At 62.6% G+C, this 15501-nt stretch carries 14 protein-coding genes and 1 riboswitch; of the genes, 5 read left to right on the top strand and 9 right to left on the bottom strand.

The window, feature by feature from the left end; all coding sequences use genetic code 11:
- The first annotated feature begins 83 nt into the window (after positions 1 to 83).
- A riboswitch (TPP riboswitch) is annotated at positions 84 to 213 on the top strand.
- 124 nt (positions 214 to 337) lie between these two features.
- The 5 genes from thiC to PRZ01_RS08985 are packed head-to-tail and all read left to right on the top strand — an operon-like array spanning position 338 to position 6057.
- Positions 338 to 2257, top strand: a complete 1920-nt coding sequence (thiC, locus tag PRZ01_RS09005) for a phosphomethylpyrimidine synthase ThiC (RefSeq protein ID WP_273596448.1) — start codon at positions 338 to 340, stop codon at positions 2255 to 2257.
- Between the two features lie 2 nt (positions 2258 to 2259).
- Complete coding sequence (locus PRZ01_RS09000; RefSeq protein WP_273596447.1) at positions 2260 to 3333, top strand: FAD-dependent oxidoreductase; 1074 nt, start codon at positions 2260 to 2262, stop codon at positions 3331 to 3333.
- Positions 3334 to 3355: 22 nt separating this feature from the next.
- Entirely contained in the window at positions 3356 to 3568 is a 213-nt protein-coding gene (gene thiS, locus PRZ01_RS08995) for a sulfur carrier protein ThiS (protein WP_273596446.1), read from the top strand.
- A 45-nt stretch (positions 3569 to 3613) separates the two neighbouring features.
- On the top strand, positions 3614 to 4420 hold the full coding sequence (locus PRZ01_RS08990) for a thiazole synthase (RefSeq protein WP_273596445.1): 807 nt from the start codon (positions 3614 to 3616) through the stop codon (positions 4418 to 4420).
- Entirely contained in the window at positions 4417 to 6057 is a 1641-nt protein-coding gene (locus PRZ01_RS08985; protein WP_273596444.1) for a bifunctional hydroxymethylpyrimidine kinase/phosphomethylpyrimidine kinase, read from the top strand. The genes PRZ01_RS08990 and PRZ01_RS08985 overlap by 4 nt, the downstream gene beginning before the upstream one ends.
- On the opposite strand, the gene PRZ01_RS08980 is transcribed toward PRZ01_RS08985, so the two are convergent.
- The 9 genes from PRZ01_RS08980 to PRZ01_RS08940 all read right to left on the bottom strand — a co-directional run.
- Positions 6041 to 6820 carry a TonB family protein gene (locus tag PRZ01_RS08980; RefSeq protein ID WP_273596443.1) on the bottom strand — a complete coding sequence of 260 codons (780 nt, stop codon included), beginning with the start codon at positions 6818 to 6820 and terminating at the stop codon, positions 6041 to 6043. The genes PRZ01_RS08985 and PRZ01_RS08980 overlap by 17 nt on opposite strands.
- A 243-nt stretch (positions 6821 to 7063) precedes the next feature.
- Positions 7064 to 7477, bottom strand: a complete 414-nt coding sequence (locus PRZ01_RS08975) for a hypothetical protein (protein WP_273596442.1) — start codon at positions 7475 to 7477, stop codon at positions 7064 to 7066.
- A 12-nt stretch (positions 7478 to 7489) separates the two neighbouring features.
- The gene (locus PRZ01_RS08970; protein ID WP_273596645.1) at positions 7490 to 8530 is read right to left on the bottom strand and encodes a T6SS immunity protein Tli4 family protein; all 1041 of its coding nucleotides are present in this window, start codon (positions 8528 to 8530) and stop codon (positions 7490 to 7492) included.
- Positions 8531 to 8621: 91 nt separating this feature from the next.
- Positions 8622 to 10076 (bottom strand): esterase/lipase family protein, encoded by a 1455-nt coding sequence (locus PRZ01_RS08965; protein ID WP_273596441.1) that lies wholly within the window; start codon positions 10074 to 10076, stop codon positions 8622 to 8624.
- 221 nt (positions 10077 to 10297) lie between these two features.
- A complete protein-coding gene (locus tag PRZ01_RS08960) occupies positions 10298 to 11164 on the bottom strand; it encodes a hypothetical protein (RefSeq protein WP_273596440.1) in 867 nt (288 codons plus the stop codon).
- Positions 11165 to 11186: 22 nt separating this feature from the next.
- Entirely contained in the window at positions 11187 to 12374 is a 1188-nt protein-coding gene (locus tag PRZ01_RS08955) for a T6SS immunity protein Tli4 family protein (protein WP_273596439.1), read from the bottom strand.
- Positions 12371 to 14905, bottom strand: coding sequence for a hypothetical protein (locus tag PRZ01_RS08950; protein WP_273596438.1), 2535 nt, complete (start codon positions 14903 to 14905; stop codon positions 12371 to 12373). Before PRZ01_RS08950 ends, PRZ01_RS08955 begins: the two co-directional genes overlap by 4 nt.
- Positions 14906 to 14907: 2 nt before the next feature.
- On the bottom strand, positions 14908 to 15276 hold the full coding sequence (locus PRZ01_RS08945; protein ID WP_273596437.1) for a hypothetical protein: 369 nt from the start codon (positions 15274 to 15276) through the stop codon (positions 14908 to 14910).
- A gap of 3 nt (positions 15277 to 15279) precedes the next feature.
- On the bottom strand, positions 15280 to 15501 hold a 222-nt coding region (locus PRZ01_RS08940; RefSeq protein WP_273596436.1), incomplete at its 5' end, for a hypothetical protein.

Here is a 15501-nt window from a genome sequence, read left to right as displayed (position 1 = left end):
CGAACGGTCGGAATTCATACGACGTGCTGCCCTATGGGCCCGTCAGCGCCGAGCCCCCCACCTTGTCCGAGCACCTATACTGGCCGCTTGCTCCGGGGGGCCCTGTCGCGCATCAGCTTGATCTGACGCGCCGGGCTGAGATGTGGTGGAAGCCACGGACCCGCTGAACTTGATCCGGTTGATACCGGCGTAAGAAGAGCCCGCTCATGCCCAAGGCCCCATCGGTCTGCCGCTTCACCTTGAAGCCCTGAGCGCATTCGACTCATGCCCGCACCCTCGGTCTCAGGCTCGCACCTCCGGAGAGATTTCAAACTCTCAACGCCCACGGAGCCCGCGCATGAATGCACTGACCGACCCGAATCTCAACGTCGCTGCCGACCCGGCCGCCCCCATCGACTTCGAGGCCCGGCTGCAGCGCAGCCGCGAGCCGCTGCCCGCCTCCAGCAAGGCCTACATCGCCGGCCAGCTGCATCCCGAACTGCGCGTGCCGCAACGGGCCATCGCCCTGAGCAACGGCGAGGTGGTGACGGTGTACGACGCCTCCGGCCCCTACACCGACCCTGCGGCCGGCATCGACGTTCATCAAGGCCTGCCCGCCCCGCGTGCCGCCTGGGTCGAGGCGCGCGGCGACACCGAGGCCTACACGGGCCGTGAAATCAAGCTGGTGGACGACGGCCTGCGTGAAGAGGCCCAACAACGCCTGCTGCACGAGATGAGCGTGGGCCTGCGTCGCCAGCCGCGCCGCGCCGTGGCTGGCGCCAACGTCACGCAGATGCACTACGCCCGCAAAGGCATCATCACGCCGGAGATGGAATTCGTCGCGATCCGCGAAAACCAGCGCCACGAATGGATGCGCGAGTACGAGGCCGATGCCGAGCGCGAACAACGCCTGGCCGGCAACCCCTTCGGCGCCAGCATCCCCAAGATCATCACGCCTGAATTCGTTCGGGCCGAGATCGCACGCGGCCGCGCCATCATCCCCGCCAACATCAACCACACCGAGTTGGAGCCCATGGCCATTGGGCGTAACTTCCTGGTCAAGGTGAATGCCAATATCGGCAACTCCGCCGTCAGCTCCAGCATCGAAGAAGAGGTGGAGAAGCTGGTCTGGTCCACCCGCTGGGGCGCCGACACGGTGATGGACCTCAGCACCGGCCGCAACATCCACACCACGCGCGACTGGATCGTGCGCAACAGCCCCGTGCCCATCGGCACCGTGCCGATTTACCAAGCCCTTGAGAAGGTCGGCGGCGTGGCGGAAGACCTCAACTGGGCGTTGTTCCGCGACACCCTGATCGAGCAGGCCGAGCAGGGCGTGGACTACTTCACCATCCACGCCGGCGTGCGCCTGCCCTTCATTCCCATGACGGTCAAACGCCGTACCGGCATCGTGTCACGCGGCGGCTCCATCCTCGCCAAGTGGTGCATCTCTCATCACCGGGAGAACTTCCTCTACACGCACTTCGAAGAGATCTGCGAGATCATGAAGGCCTACGACGTGAGCTTCTCGCTGGGCGATGGCCTGCGTCCCGGCAGCCTGTCGGACGCCAATGATGAAGCGCAATTCGCCGAGCTGCGCACCCTCGGCGAACTCACCCAGATCGCCTGGAAGCACGACGTTCAAACCATGATCGAAGGCCCCGGCCATGTGCCCATGCACATGATCCAGGCCAATATGACCGAGCAGCTCAAGCACTGCGACGAAGCACCCTTCTACACACTGGGGCCCTTGACGACCGACATCGCGCCCGGCTACGACCACATCACCAGCGGCATCGGCGCGGCGATGATCGGCTGGTTCGGCTGCGCCATGCTTTGCTACGTCACGCCCAAAGAGCACCTGGGCCTGCCCGATCGCGACGACGTCAAGGCCGGCCTGATGGCCTACAAGATCGCCGCGCACGCCGCCGACATCGCCAAGGGCCACCCCGGCGCGCGGGCGCGTGACGATGCCTTGTCAAAGGCGCGTTTCGAGTTCCGCTGGAGCGACCAGTTCAACCTGGGCCTGGACCCCGACACCGCACGCGAATTCCATGACGAAACCCTGCCCAAGGACAGCGCCAAGGTGGCGCATTTCTGCTCGATGTGCGGCCCCAAATTTTGCTCAATGAAGATCACGCAAGACGTGCGCGACTACGCCAAAGACCTGGCTGCTGACTCGACCCAAGGTCAAGTTCAAGAAGCTGGCATGCGCGCCAAGAGTGCTGAGTTCAAGGCGCAAGGCGGCGAGCTCTACATCCCCATCAGCAAAGCCTGAGCATGAGCCGCCCTGCCCAAACCGTGGCAATCGCCGGCGCCGGCCTGGCCGGCCGCATGTTTGCCTGGGCACTGAGCCGGGCCGGCCACCCCGTGCAGGTGTTTGACGCCGGCCCCGGCCCGGCACCGCGATTTGACGGCCATGGCGCGGCAGCCTTCACCGCAGCCGGCATGTTGAGCCCCCTGGCCGAGCTGGAAAAGGCCGAGGCCGACGTGGCCGCGCTGGGCTGGCAATCGCTGCGCCTGTGGCCGCTGATCACCGCGCAGCTGCCGCAAACGGTGCGCCTTGAAACGCAAGGCAGCCTGCTGGTGGCGCATCGCCAGGACCTGGGCTCAGCCCAGCGCATCCTGGCGCGCCTGAACGCGGCGCCTCAGCCAGATTCACCCGCCGCTGCGCAAGCCTTAAGCAGTGCCGAGTTGCAGGCGCTGGAGCCGGCGCTGCAGCACACCGGCCTGCACAGCTGGCTGCTGCCCGGCGAAGGGCTGATTCACCCGCCCCAAGCCATGGCCGCCCTGCACGCGGGCGCCAGCCTGGGCGATGTGCAATGGCATTGGCAGCAGCCGGTCACCCACACCGGCGCGCGGCGCCTGCAACTGGCCGATGGTCGCTGCATCGACGCCGACTGGGTGATCGACACCCGGGGCCTGGGCGCCCGGCCCCAGTTGCCCCTGCGCGGCGTGCGCGGCGAGGTGGTGCAGCTGCAACTGCCCGGCCACGCCTTGCGCCGCCCGGTGCGCTTGCTGCACCCACGCTACCGGGTCTATCTGGTGCCGCGCAGCGAGTCGGAATTGATGCTGGGCGCCAGCGAGATCGAAAGCGAGGACCGCAGCGAAGTCAGCCTGCAAAGTGCCGTGGAGCTGATGGCCGCGGCCCACAGCGTGATGCCCTCGCTGAGTGAAGCCCGCATCCTGCGGCTCGACCGCAATCTGCGCCCCGCCCTGCCCGACAACAAGCCCCAGGCCCATTGCGCGCCCGGCCTGCTGCAACTCAACGGCCTGTACCGCCACGGCTGGCTGTTAGCCCCCGCGCTCGTTCAAGCACTTCTGAGCCAGAGTGGCCTGGGCAGCCTGGCGTGACGCCATAAAGATAAAGATAAAGATGCAGACGACGATCACCATCCACCTCGACGAACTCACCCTGCAACGGCCCGCGCCGCTCTCGCTCGCTGAGTTGCTGCAAGAGCAAGGCCGCCCCGCAGACAGCGTGGCCACCGCCCTCAACGGCCAATTCATCGCCCGCGCCGCTCGCCCCGCCACGCTGCTGCAGGACGGCGACGCCGTGCTGCTGTTCAAGGCCATCGTCGGCGGCTAAGGCCAAGTCTCAACGCCCCCCCGCATCAAAGCTTCAAGGATTCCCATGCCCGCTCATGACGCGCTCATCATCAACGGCCAGCCGCTGGGCAGCCGCCTCTTTCTCGGCAGCGCCGGCTACCCCAGCCCGCAAACGCTGGTGGACGCCATTCAGGCCTCCGAATGCCAGGTATTGACCGTGGGCCTCAAGCGCACCCTGCAGGCCGGCGACAACGGCGCCCTCGCACTGGCCTTGCGGCAGGCCCAGTCGCAAGGCGCGCGCCTGCTGCCCAACACCGCCGGCTGCCGCAGCGCGCGCGAAGCCATTCAACTGGCCCAAATGGCACGGGAGCTGTATGGCACCGCCTGGCTCAAGCTGGAGGTGGTCGGTGACGAGCACACCCTGCAACCTGATCCCTTTGAGCTGCTGAGCGCCGCCACCGAGTTGGTGAAAGACGGCTTCACCGTCTTCCCCTATTGCACCGAAGACCTGGTACTTTGCCGGCGCCTGCTGGACGACGCCGGTTGCGCGGTGCTGATGCCCTGGGGCGCCCCCATCGGCTCGGGCCAGGGCCTGCTCAACCTGCACGGCTTGCGCAGCCTGCGTGAGCGCCTGCCCGACGCCACGCTGATCATCGACGCGGGCCTGGGCGCGCCCTCACACGCGGCGCAGGCGCTGGAGCTGGGTTTTGATGCCGTACTCCTCAACTCAGCAGTGGCGCAAGCGCGTGACCCCGTGGGCATGGCCGCTGCCTTTCGCGATTCGGTGCGGGCTGGCCGGCAGGGCTATCTGGCCGGCACCATGGCGCCGCAAGCCTTTGCCCGGCCCTCCACACCGGTCAGCGGGCACGCCTTTTTGCTGGGGCCGGCATGACAGGGTTTCCCCATCCTTGCTTGCCGTCGTCACTGGACTCGGGCGCCGCGCCGGCCGATCGCCCGGCCATCATCTGGAGTGTGGCCGGCACGGACAGCGGCGGCGGCGCGGGCCTCGCGGCCGACCTGCGCGCCGCCAGCGCCATGGGCGTTCACCTGTGCCCGGTGGTCGCGGTCGTCACAGCGCAAAATTCGCTCGGCGTGCAATCGGTGCACCCGGTGCCTGTGGCCCAGTTGCAGGCACAGCTCGATGCCCTGGCCCAAGACTGTCGCCCCCGCGCCATCAAGTGCGGGCTGCTGGCCAGCGTTGAAGCCATCGAGTGCCTGGCACGCTGCGTGGATGCACTGCGGCGCGACGGCCCGGTGGCCCTCGTCATCGACCCTGTGCTCAGCGCCACAGCGGGCGGCGCGGCCTTTTCAAACGCAGCCTTGGTTCAGGCCTACCGCACGCTGTTGCTACCCCGCGCCACCTTGTTGACACCCAATCGACGAGAGGCCGAATCACTCGCCGAGCGAACGGACACAACAACACCCGCGCTGGCCCGCCACCTGCTCGCCACCGGTGCGCAAACCGTGTGCATCACCGGAGGCGACGATCTGAACGCCCCAGGCGCCGCCCATCTGGCGCTGGACTGGCTGGATGCCCAAGCGCCTGCCGAGCCCCCTGTCGCAGGCTGGCTGGCACTGCCCCGCCTGCCTTCGCGCCACCACCACGGCAGCGGCTGCACCTTCGCCACCGCCGCCGCTGCGGCCCTGGCGCGAGGCTACCCGTTGGCCGACGCCGTGGTGCTGGCGAAGATGCTCAGCTGGTCAGCCGTACGCCAGGGTTATGCCGCAGGCGCAGGCGCCGGGCCGGTGAAGGCCGAGGGCAGCTTCATCCAGGACCCACGCTGTATGCCGGTGATGGGCTTTGCGGATGAAACCACGCCGTCGCCCCAAACGCTCAGGCGCTGGCGCCAGGCCTTGGCAGCCCGGCCCGTCCCCGGCGCCGATCAAGCCACCTTGGGGCTGTACGCCATCACCGACCAAGCCACGCGAGTCGGTCCGCTGCTCGCTCAAGGTCTGAGCCAGGTGCAGCTGCGCATCAAAACCGCGTCCGGCGAGAACGTGCAAGAGGCCCTGCATCAGAGTTTGAAACTGGCACAGCAACAGCAACAGCCCGGACAACTCTGGATCAACGACCACTGGCGTGAGGCACTGGCGGCGGGCGCCACCGCCCTGCATCTGGGGCAGGAAGATTGGGCCGCACTGAACCCCGAAGAGCGCAGCCAGATTTTGAACAGCGGCGCCCGGCTCGGCCTGTCCAGCCACAGCTTATGGGAATTGGCCCGGGCCCGCGGTCTGACGCCCAACTACATCGCCTGCGGCCCCGTCTACCCGACCACCACCAAAGACATGCCCTGGCGGCCCCAAGGCATGCGCAATCTGCGTTGGTGGGCCACCATGGCGGGATGCCCCGTCGTGGCGATTGGCGGGCTGCTATCGCCTGAGCAGGTGCAAGACTGCGCCGAAACGGGTGCAGCGGCGGCCTGCCTGGTGCGCGCGCTCAAGCCCGACATGAGTGCCGCCGATTTGCGGCACTTTCAAACCGCCTGGATGAACGGGCGGGCGCGGCGCCCCCTCACTCCTCCGGTCTGAAGCCTATCTCCACCCGCCCTTCGCGAGGGCGGGGAATCGGGGCAAAGCGCCATTGCGACACAGCGGTGATAGCGGCAGTTGCCAACTTGGCGTGGGTGGCGCGCACGGATTCAGCCTGTTGAACACTACCGTCCGCCTGCACCACGAAACGCAGCACGACCGATCCACCGCTGAAATCCCGCGCCATGCGGGCAGGAAACTCCGGCTCGACGCGATGAATCAAGCGCAGCTGCGGTGCCTCCACTTCAGGCGCAGCAGCGGTCGCCGTCGCTACCGCCGCAAGCGCTTGAGCGGGTGCTGATGTTGATTCAGGTGCAGGCGTGGCTGTAGGGGTCGGTATCGCATCAACGGCCGCAACGCGCAATGCCGCCGCGCTGGCGGCCACGGGGGCGTGGCCAAGGGCCATGGTCTCTTGATCGCGGGTGTCACGCTCGGCGCTCTTGGCGGTGAGCGATGCGGGCTTTGGCGGAGCGTTTGCCGCCGTCACCGCTTTGGACACAGGTTTGGCGGCGGGCGGCGTGGGTGAGGCAGCTGCCGCAGCGGGCTTCTTGACCGGGGCTTCGTTCTGAAACTTAATCCAGGTGAACACGCGGTCGGCCTGCGCCTGGGCGCGCTCTTCAGCGGATTTGGCCGGGGCTGCAGGAGCGATTGAGGCTGTTTCTGCCGACGCGGGCGCGGGTGGCAGAAACAGGCCCCAGGCCATCACGGCCAGGCATGCCCGCAAGGACTGTAATGACCGCATCTTGGCAACAAAAATGCACATGCTTGAACACTCCCCGTCGGCGTCTTCGCCGACTCCCCATGCTTTGAACGCCCTGTCGGTTCGGCCCCGTTTTTGATTGGCCGGCCAAGGGCTCAAGGCGGGCTCGGGTTCGAGCAAAGGGCGCAGTTTAGAGAGCGCTCTGTGCGCTGCATGCAGGGGTTCGCCCTAGGCCAAGGGGCCCCACCGTTAACAATGACACATCACACCGTAGACCGGGATGACTACCAGACTGAACTCACGACTTCATTGACCGCCACCTCGTGAGCCTTGATTGCTTTTTTCATGAGGCCGTGTCGGTATGTTCGCCAACGGTAGCCTGCCGATGCGTGTCGCGTTCTTTGTTAAAAAGCTCCTGAACTTTGGCTGCGTGGTGTCCGGGTGCCCCCCCCGTTGAAGGCGGTCAGCACGGGAGGGGTCGCCTGTTGCGGAGGTTGCGGACCTTGCGGACGGCGCATCGATGCTGCTGCGCAGCTGGCGGCCTTGGTCGCGGTAGTTGTACGCCCACAGGCTGGCGGTTTGCGGGGTTTGGGTGTATTGCAGATCGAAGTCCAGCAGATGCTCGGCTTGCAGGTCGGGGGCGTTCAGGCCGGCGGGGCTGGCGACGGTGAGCGGCTGGGGTTTGGCGTTGCGGGCGGCAATAGCGACCTTGTTAAACATTGCAACACTCGCTCAAAACGCCCCAGGCCTGGGCCGCAGCGTCGAGGTGACCTGATCCCAGATGGCCATGGCCTCGGCCGGCGTCAGCGTGGCGTGGGTCAATTTCTTGTCGAGGCCTAGCGCTTCTTTTTGTTGCCAGTTCATTTCGGGTTGAGGTACTCGAGCGCCATTGTGAAAGGTTAAATCCGTATATGGCTTGTCTCGGCCTCCCGTGGCCTCATTGGCCGTCAGTTGGAAGCGAGTTCCTTTGAACACTTCATCGGCCAAAGGGCCATGCATCAACCACTCCTCAAACTCCATATGCTCGGTCTTGCGCACGCCCTTGCGCAGTGTGGTTGTGTCGGCCAGTTTCATGGCCGCTTCGACTTTGGCCGAGCGTTGCAACAGGGTGTCTTTCTCCTTGAGATTGCTGTCCTCGCTGAATCCAAAGAACACATCAGGCGCACCGTCCAGTTGATAAACCAGCTCAACCACTTCGGCCTGGTAAGTTCGCCCCTGCACAAAGCCATTGGCAATGCAGAGGCCCGGCTCGGTGGGGATCTCGCCTTCGGCCATCCCGCGCGTCTTGGTGTAGAGCTTGCGCAGTGCCTCTAGTTGCGGGTGAAAGTTGCTACCGAGCTGCCTCGCCATGGGCTCATTGGCATCTTCTGGAAAGGTGTTGTCATCAGCACGAAGCATCATCTTTAGCTTGAATCCGTTGCGCCACGCTAATAACTCCAACATTCGCCCAAAACGACCTTTATGCGGGTGTTCTGCTCGATCAAATATCAAGCCTGCATCGCGAAGCGGCACTTCATACGTTCTCCGCAAGAGAGGCCAAGTAGGCTCGTCTGCCATATGAATGGCCTCCAGCTCCAGGCGTCTGGCCGTGAGTTCAGCGTCAAACGCCAGACGGGTCTGCGGCGTAACCTCAATCGAGACGTCATCCACCTTGGCCCGGGTCTCGCTGTTACGCACAAACCGGGTCGGCATCTCGACCAAGTAACGGCCCAAACACAGGGTGCGTGTGGTGGCCAACAAAGGGGCGATATGGGTTGTTTCTTCTGGGGTCATGGGAAGCACCTTGGGTTGGCAGGCGGCCAGCAGGGGCAGGCCGCAAATGGCGAGGAGGATGGGGATGGCCCTTGCCATCCAGTGCCGAGATTCAGTCATAGCGCAGGCTCGTTGTCTTGACCTCTTGGGCAATCTTGATGATGGCCCGCAACGTGAATTGGCAAGCCTTGAGGTTGTCCGGGCTGACCGATTGTTTGTACGCCGGCTCGTGGCCTACACCCACGCGCAACATGCTTTTGCAGAACGCCTCAGGCGCAACGCCGGAGGCATGGGGCACGGTGCCATCACCGGGCGCGTCAGGTGCGCTGATTCTGTAGATCAAAGTGTCTTTTGAGAACCAGCCTTTGTCGGTGTAGCTGGCGTCGACATGGCGTTCGGTCTTAAGTTCCGCGCCGGCCTTGTCATCGCGTTTGTGCTCCCTCAGCTCTTCAATCGTCAAGGGTCGGGCATTGAGCACATCGAGCTTGCGATCTTTAAACACCGTGGCAGCCATCAGGCCGGTGGTGCTGCTCCAGGTCACGTTGCCATACGCTCTGAAGGTCTCATCGCTGCCGAAGAAGGCGTGGGTGTTGGGGTGGTATTTGTCGGCAATTTTGACGTGGAACTTTGCAACGTCGTTCCTGATGATTCGGGTGAACGCTGCCCAGTCAATCTCGTTTTGCCGAGTCCAAGCTCGCGCATCACGCTCTTGGTTCAGCGGGTTCATCAGATGGTCATCACACATGCTCCACCATTGGCCACGCACCGTGTAGATTTCGTTGTAGGGATCGCCGTTCATGGGCATGCTGTAGGTGTAGTTTCTGTCCTTGATATGCAGCCACTTATTGCCGTATTGCTTGCCAGGCAGCAGTTGCAAGGGGCCAGGGGCCGAAGACAGCACAGCCGTCATCTCGGCGGCATCGTTGCCCAGCACCGCGGCACCCATGGCGGCGGCGACGTTATAAAAGGCGGAGTAGTCTTCGGTGCCTGACTTGAAACGGCGATAGACGGCCGGTGCGCCAATGGCCGGCATCACGCCGTGGACGATGCCCATGATTTTGTCGCGCATGCCCAAGGCCTCGGAGCAATAGCGAGCCACCAGGCCGCCCATGGAGTGGGTGACGAGGATGACCTTCTCGCAGCGTTTGCCCTCGCTGTTGTAGCGCGCAATCACCTCGTTGATCCGTTGCTTCAGGTGCTCCGCTGAATCCACATTGCTTTGCAGCCAGTTGTAGCCACAGGCATGGACGGGGAAGCGGTATTTGTAGCTCAGCGCCACCTCGTCCCAACTGAGCTTGGCTTCACCCTTGTGGGCTTGCAAATCCATGTCCATGAGTTGTGCCCGTAGGCCGGTGCGGGCATGGTCGCTGTCATTCAGATTGTTTTCCAACCAGACCAGGAATTCGGCATAACTCATGGCCCCCACTTCGCCCCAGCCCCGGCGTTTCAGCTCAGCGGCTTGTTGGAGCGTGCCTTCAGGGATGGCGCCTCCATCGTCGAGTTTCATGACCTCGGGGCGGAGGTATTGCTTACGGGTTTCAGCCCCTCTGACAGACCAGGGCAGCATGGTCGTGGGAGAGTCAAGTAACCACCGAATCTCTTCCCTTTTTGTTGTCCCCTTCAAATTGCTCCCCATTACCCCTGGCACAAAGATCACCGGAATGATGCGCTGCGACACCATGAAGCAAATGCCGATGGAGTTGTCGGGGGGCGAGGTCTGAGATTTCCAAACCGGGTTGCCCCGGTCGTCAAAACAGACGGGAATGATGCGTTCAACGCGGGGGCCAGTCATTGGGGTGCCTCTGGATTTGGATGGAGCCGCAAATGAACGGCGTCTAAAAATTGGCTATTTTGCAAGCCCGTGTTGCCTTGCCCATCGGTGGTGCCGGGGATGACTCCACTGTCGGCTCGGGTGATTTCGAACTGCTGTTGTCGGACTGGTGAATGATCAAACGGCCAAGTCACTTGGAGTTCTTCATCCATAGGCGCTGGCCCAGGTTTGGCTTGAGCCAACACACTGAGCGGCGTGACCTTGCCCGAACCACTCCCCCAATCCTTCGCCCCGCCAATCTCATGGCTGCTGGCCTCCACCACGATGTCGGTGTTGGCGGTGAGGGTCAGGGTGCCGGCTTGCGTCAACTCCAGCATGACGCCTTGGGTGCTGAGCACGGCGTGTTGGCCACGGAATTCGAGGATGAGGTCTTGCTGGGCGAGGTAGTGAGCGGCGCCGCCCTGCACCTGGGTTTGATCGTTGCCTTGGCTGATGATGTCGGTGCGGCTGCCGCCTTTGCCTCGGCTGTTGAGGCTGGCTTTGGACTCGCCTTCGGTGTGCCAGGTGATGCCGGTTTTGGCGTAGAGGCGGATTGGCTCGGCGCTGGCGAGGTCGAGTTGGCCTTGGGCTGCGAATGCGATGTTTTGCGCAGCCAGCACTTGCGGGCCGGGGCTGAGCAGGAGCAGGTGTTCGGCGGCGCTGGCGTGGATGAGGGCTGCGCTGATGCTCGGGGTTTGGTCGCTGAGTTGGCGGCTGGCTGGCAGGGCGGCGAGGGGCCCCAGGCCGACTTGGGCGCTGGAGCGTTGCTCGGCCAGCGGCCGACAAAGTTGCGCAGCAAATCGTTGACGGCGGGGCCATCGATGCGGCAATGCACATCGTTCCACGGCAGCGAGGCTTGCATTGCTTTCAAGGCGCTTGAGTTCCCTGTGGCTCGATCGCGCGCTGCTTGACCGACCTGCGCTTGACGCTGTTAGCAATGGTTTGCGCCATCTCAAAGAAAGCTTTTTCTGGGACAGGTTCTATGCCTTTGGCGATGGCGTTCTTGGCGTCGCGGATGACGCGAAACGTCAGGTTGGGTACATCTTTGCTTTCATCTTCGTGGCCTAGCACGGTGTACATCAGACCGTAGTCTTTCTCACCGCCCTGACGCACCATATAGGCTTTGCTGGCGACGGCCTTGTAGCCTGCGAATTCGGAGAAATTGAGGTATTGAACATCGGCCTTGGCGTAGCTTTGCCGATACATCAATCCCCAGAAATTCTCGGCCCGATCAATGGCGGCGAAGCGGTTGTCGCGTTCGCTTTTAACGGGCGTGTTGGCACGAATGTCTTGCAAAAATATTGTGATGTCTGGGTGTTCCTTGAGGCGGTAGGTCACGCCAAAGCTTCTGTCTGGCGCAGGCTCAGAATCTTGGATAAAAAGATAGGGCAGGCAAAGCCCTGGATTTTTGGGTAGGTCGTAGAGGGGGCGGGGCTGGGCTTGGTTTAGGTTGTTGAAGGCGATGGCTGCGGATTTTTCGGCCTTGTCGATGTTTGGTCTACTACCCGCAGATACCCAGCTAATGACAGACTGATTGACTCGCATGAGTACAACGTAATCTGCGTCGAATCGCCATGCAACGCCGTCTTTTGCAGTCGTCTGAAGGAGCCAATACCTGGAGCGTTGTCCGGCTGCGTTCAACTCAGTGGGCTTTTTCTTCTTGAAGTCAGCCAATACTTCTTTTTGCGAGTCCTTTCTTGCGGCTACCAAAGCCTTGTATTCATCGTCCGTCATTGGGTGCGTCACCTGAAGGGTGCCGTGATACCAGAAGTCGTCACCTCCTGCAATTTTCCCATCCGAAAAAAAGACACTTTCACTCAAATTGGCCTGAGTGGAGAACTGCGAGTACTTTCGGAACTTGTGCGCCGCCACATCCACCTCCCCCGGAAAGCTGATCTGCATCAGCCCCACGCAGTCGGTCTTCCAGTCAGTTGGGATGGGCGGCGGCTCTGCTGAGCAGGCACTGGCCATCGCTGCCAGGGGCAACAAGGCCCAGCGGCATAAGACACTGAGCCCTGCGCCTATACGGTCGAGTTTGGTCGGCAACTGCTTCATGTATTGGACTCTCCATTTCTTTTGTTCAGCGCGGCCAAGGTGGATGCAGCAGTGCCCGTGGAGTTCGCCGGCTCGTTCTCGGCCACCAACGCGGTCGGGAAGTCAAAGTGAAGGTGCTCACCACCTGTCCATAAATAAGGCAGCGCAACGATGTAGCCCCTGACCTGCTCAGACAGCGCACCCAACTCGTCTTGCTTGTAGCGGCCCTTTTCCCAGAAGACGGGCTCAAAAGGCATGGGGGAGGTGAGCAGACCCTTCTCCCCCCAACTGGCAACTGTCGGTGCATCCGCAGTGGCGTCCCATGTCGGCAAGATCGATGCCATCGTCTTTGGCTTATCACCAAACTTCACCCAATTCCTCGGCACCCAAGGAAAGGCCTTCTCATAAATCTCCGCGTTCTGCTTGGCGCGCTTTTGAATCGCCTTCCAGCTGTCCGGGTGGCCGGGTTCGTCCACGGCTTTGGCAAGTTCTTTGGCCGCCAATTTGGGGTCGGACTTGAGGCCGAAGAGTTTGCGCCAGACGTCTTTGCGCAGCTCATGGGCAAAGGTGCGCACGGGCCGCTGGCTGCCTTGGCCGTTGATGTCGGCGCGGGAGTTGGCGCCGTCCATGACCAGCACGGCCAACTCGCTGTCGCGCTCGCCCAGCAGGCTGCGGTCATTGATGTTGGCGCTGCCCAGCAAGGCATAGAGGTCGTCCACAATCATCAGCTTGCTGTGGACATAGATTTGCTCGGTCACCGCGCGCTGGTTCATGGTGGTGTCCCAGGTGCGCAGATTGAGCAGAGTCACGTACTCAAAGCAGCGTTCGGTGTCGACGCTCTCGTACTCGTCGTTGCCATCGGCGTAGACGCGCTCATAGCCCGTGTCCCCCCCGTCGCGCAACTCACGCGCCTTGAGCGAGCGGCGTATGCCGTTGAGCAAGCTCTGGCTGCCGAAGGTGAGGGTTTGCATCGTCCAAAACACCTGGATGGCAATCGTGGCATTGTTCAAGCAGCCTTCCGGGTGCACCGGCAGGGTGAGGTAGACATGAAAGCGCGGCCGAGTCTTGTTCATGATGGCCCGGCGTATGCGGGTGACCAAAGCTTGGCAGATGCCGTTCTGGGGCCGCTCGGCGATCACCGCCGCATATTGCTGCCACTGGGTATTGCGGTCCGTTCGGGCGGCGGTGCGCCCGCCGGAGTTCTGGTTTTTGCCGCCGTAGCGATTGATGAATTGGCCCACGGCTGAGAGTTGGGGGGTGGTGGTCTGCACCTGCCCCATCTCGCCCACAAAGAACTGGTTCTCGATGTAGATGAAGTGGCTGGCTTTTTCGATCAGGCGCAGCATGGTGGTGTAGATGTCTTTTTGCGGGGCCCGGGGCTCGGCCAGGGTTTTGAGCAGGGCTTGCTCCTGGGCCAGCAAGTCGGGGTGAGCCGTGGCGGGTTGGTGCGCTTTCAGTGCCGCAACTTCTTTGGCGCAGTGGTTTTGCGGAGCGCTGCGCAAGACCTGGATATGGGCTTGCCCGGGCTTGGCTTGGGTGCATTCGGCAGCATTGCTTTTGACCGGCGCGAACAGATTGGCCTTATCGTCCTGGATCAGCCAGCGGCCGACAAAGTTGCGCAGCAAATCGTTGACGGCGGGGCCCTCGATGCGGCAATGCACATCGTTCCACGGCATGCGGGGTTGCTTGTAGGCCTCCAGGGTGGAGAGGTCCACTTTGTTTGTGGCCAACGCTGAGGCGTTGACAACGACATCCCTGCTAGGCGCCTCGGCATACTTGGCCTGCCAGCCGCCTTGGCGCAGGCGGTCGGTATGAAGGGTGGCCGTGCTGGACCAGCCCTTGCCTGTGAAGGGCAGGTGGTCGAGGCCGCCTGTCATCAAGTCAGGGTCCACAGTGAGCGCTTCTTCCAGCTTGCCTATGGATTCGATACAGGGGTTGTAGCGGTTCATGCCCATCCGCTTTTCCCAGTCCGCCTTGAGCCGGAACTCTGTGTCTTCATAGCGCCCGTAGCAGACATCCATGCCACCCACATAGGCCAGCGTTCTGTCGATGATGATTTGCTTTTGGTGGTGGCTGAAATATCTGTTGTTGACGCTGGCGTAGCTGGGCGACAGCAGCACATGCACTTGCTTGGAATTCAGTCGGTCATTGATGTCTTCCAATGCGCGTTTGGTTTCGAGGGCATAGGTTTGTACGGGCTGGGTGTCGTCCCAAGGCATCACATAGATTTGCAAGCCCTTGTTGGCCGCCGCCGCTGCGTAGAGGGCGTCGTACAGGCGAACACCCGGCGCCAGCAAGGCATCCCAATTGATTTGCCACCCGGCCATGCAGATTTCTTGGCTGGCCGATTTGATGGACACCAGCAAGTCGGCGAAGTAGTCCTTGCCCGTCACAAAGGCCTTGATTTTGTTGCCCTCGGACTTGTCGGCAAAGCGGCTCTCGGCGCCGTGCCACAAATTGCTGCTAAAGGTGGCAGTCAGCGGCACGCCATCTTTGCCAATGATTTGTGTGACGGTGCGATGCGGCGTGATGACGTCAGGATGTGCGCTCATGATCAAGACTTTCTCAGCTGTGTCAGCAACGCCTGGGCGGTGTCAGACTGCGTTTCGGACTGGCTCAGTTGATGAAGGAACGCGCCAACGGTCTGCTCTTCAGCGATGCCCGCACGGTCTGTATACGCCATGGCATCCAAGGCATGGTGCATACGCTCCGCATCGCTCCAATCATCGTTTTCCTCAAGCAAATGGAATTCCTGGGCGTGGCCATCCGCCACCACCCAGAGCATGGCATCTTGCTCGCGCGTGAGGCGATCCAGATTTTTGAGCTCATCGGGCTTGAGTTGAAACCAGCCGGCATCGTCGCTGGTGCCTGCCAGGATTTCATCGAGCACCTGCGCGGCCTGGTTCGCCGATGAGCTTTTCACAATTTACCAGGGCGTGTTAGGCAGCACCAATCCATGTGGGCCAGGTGTATCCGTCAGCCTGAGCTTCAAGTTGAAGGGTGGAACGACATCCTTCACATCCATCCTGCCCCAGTAACTCAAAGCCCCCGCCGCCGCGCTGCCCGAGCCACTCCCCCAATCCTTCGCCCCGCCAATCTCATGGCTGCTGGCCTCCACCACGATGTCGGTGTTGGCGGTGAGGGTCAG

Source organism: Roseateles koreensis (assembly GCF_028595305.1).
Lineage (GTDB): Bacteria > Pseudomonadota > Gammaproteobacteria > Burkholderiales > Burkholderiaceae_C > Paucibacter_A > Paucibacter_A koreensis.
Note: the sequence above shows the minus strand (reverse complement) of the source record. Positions and strands in the feature narration are given on the sequence as shown.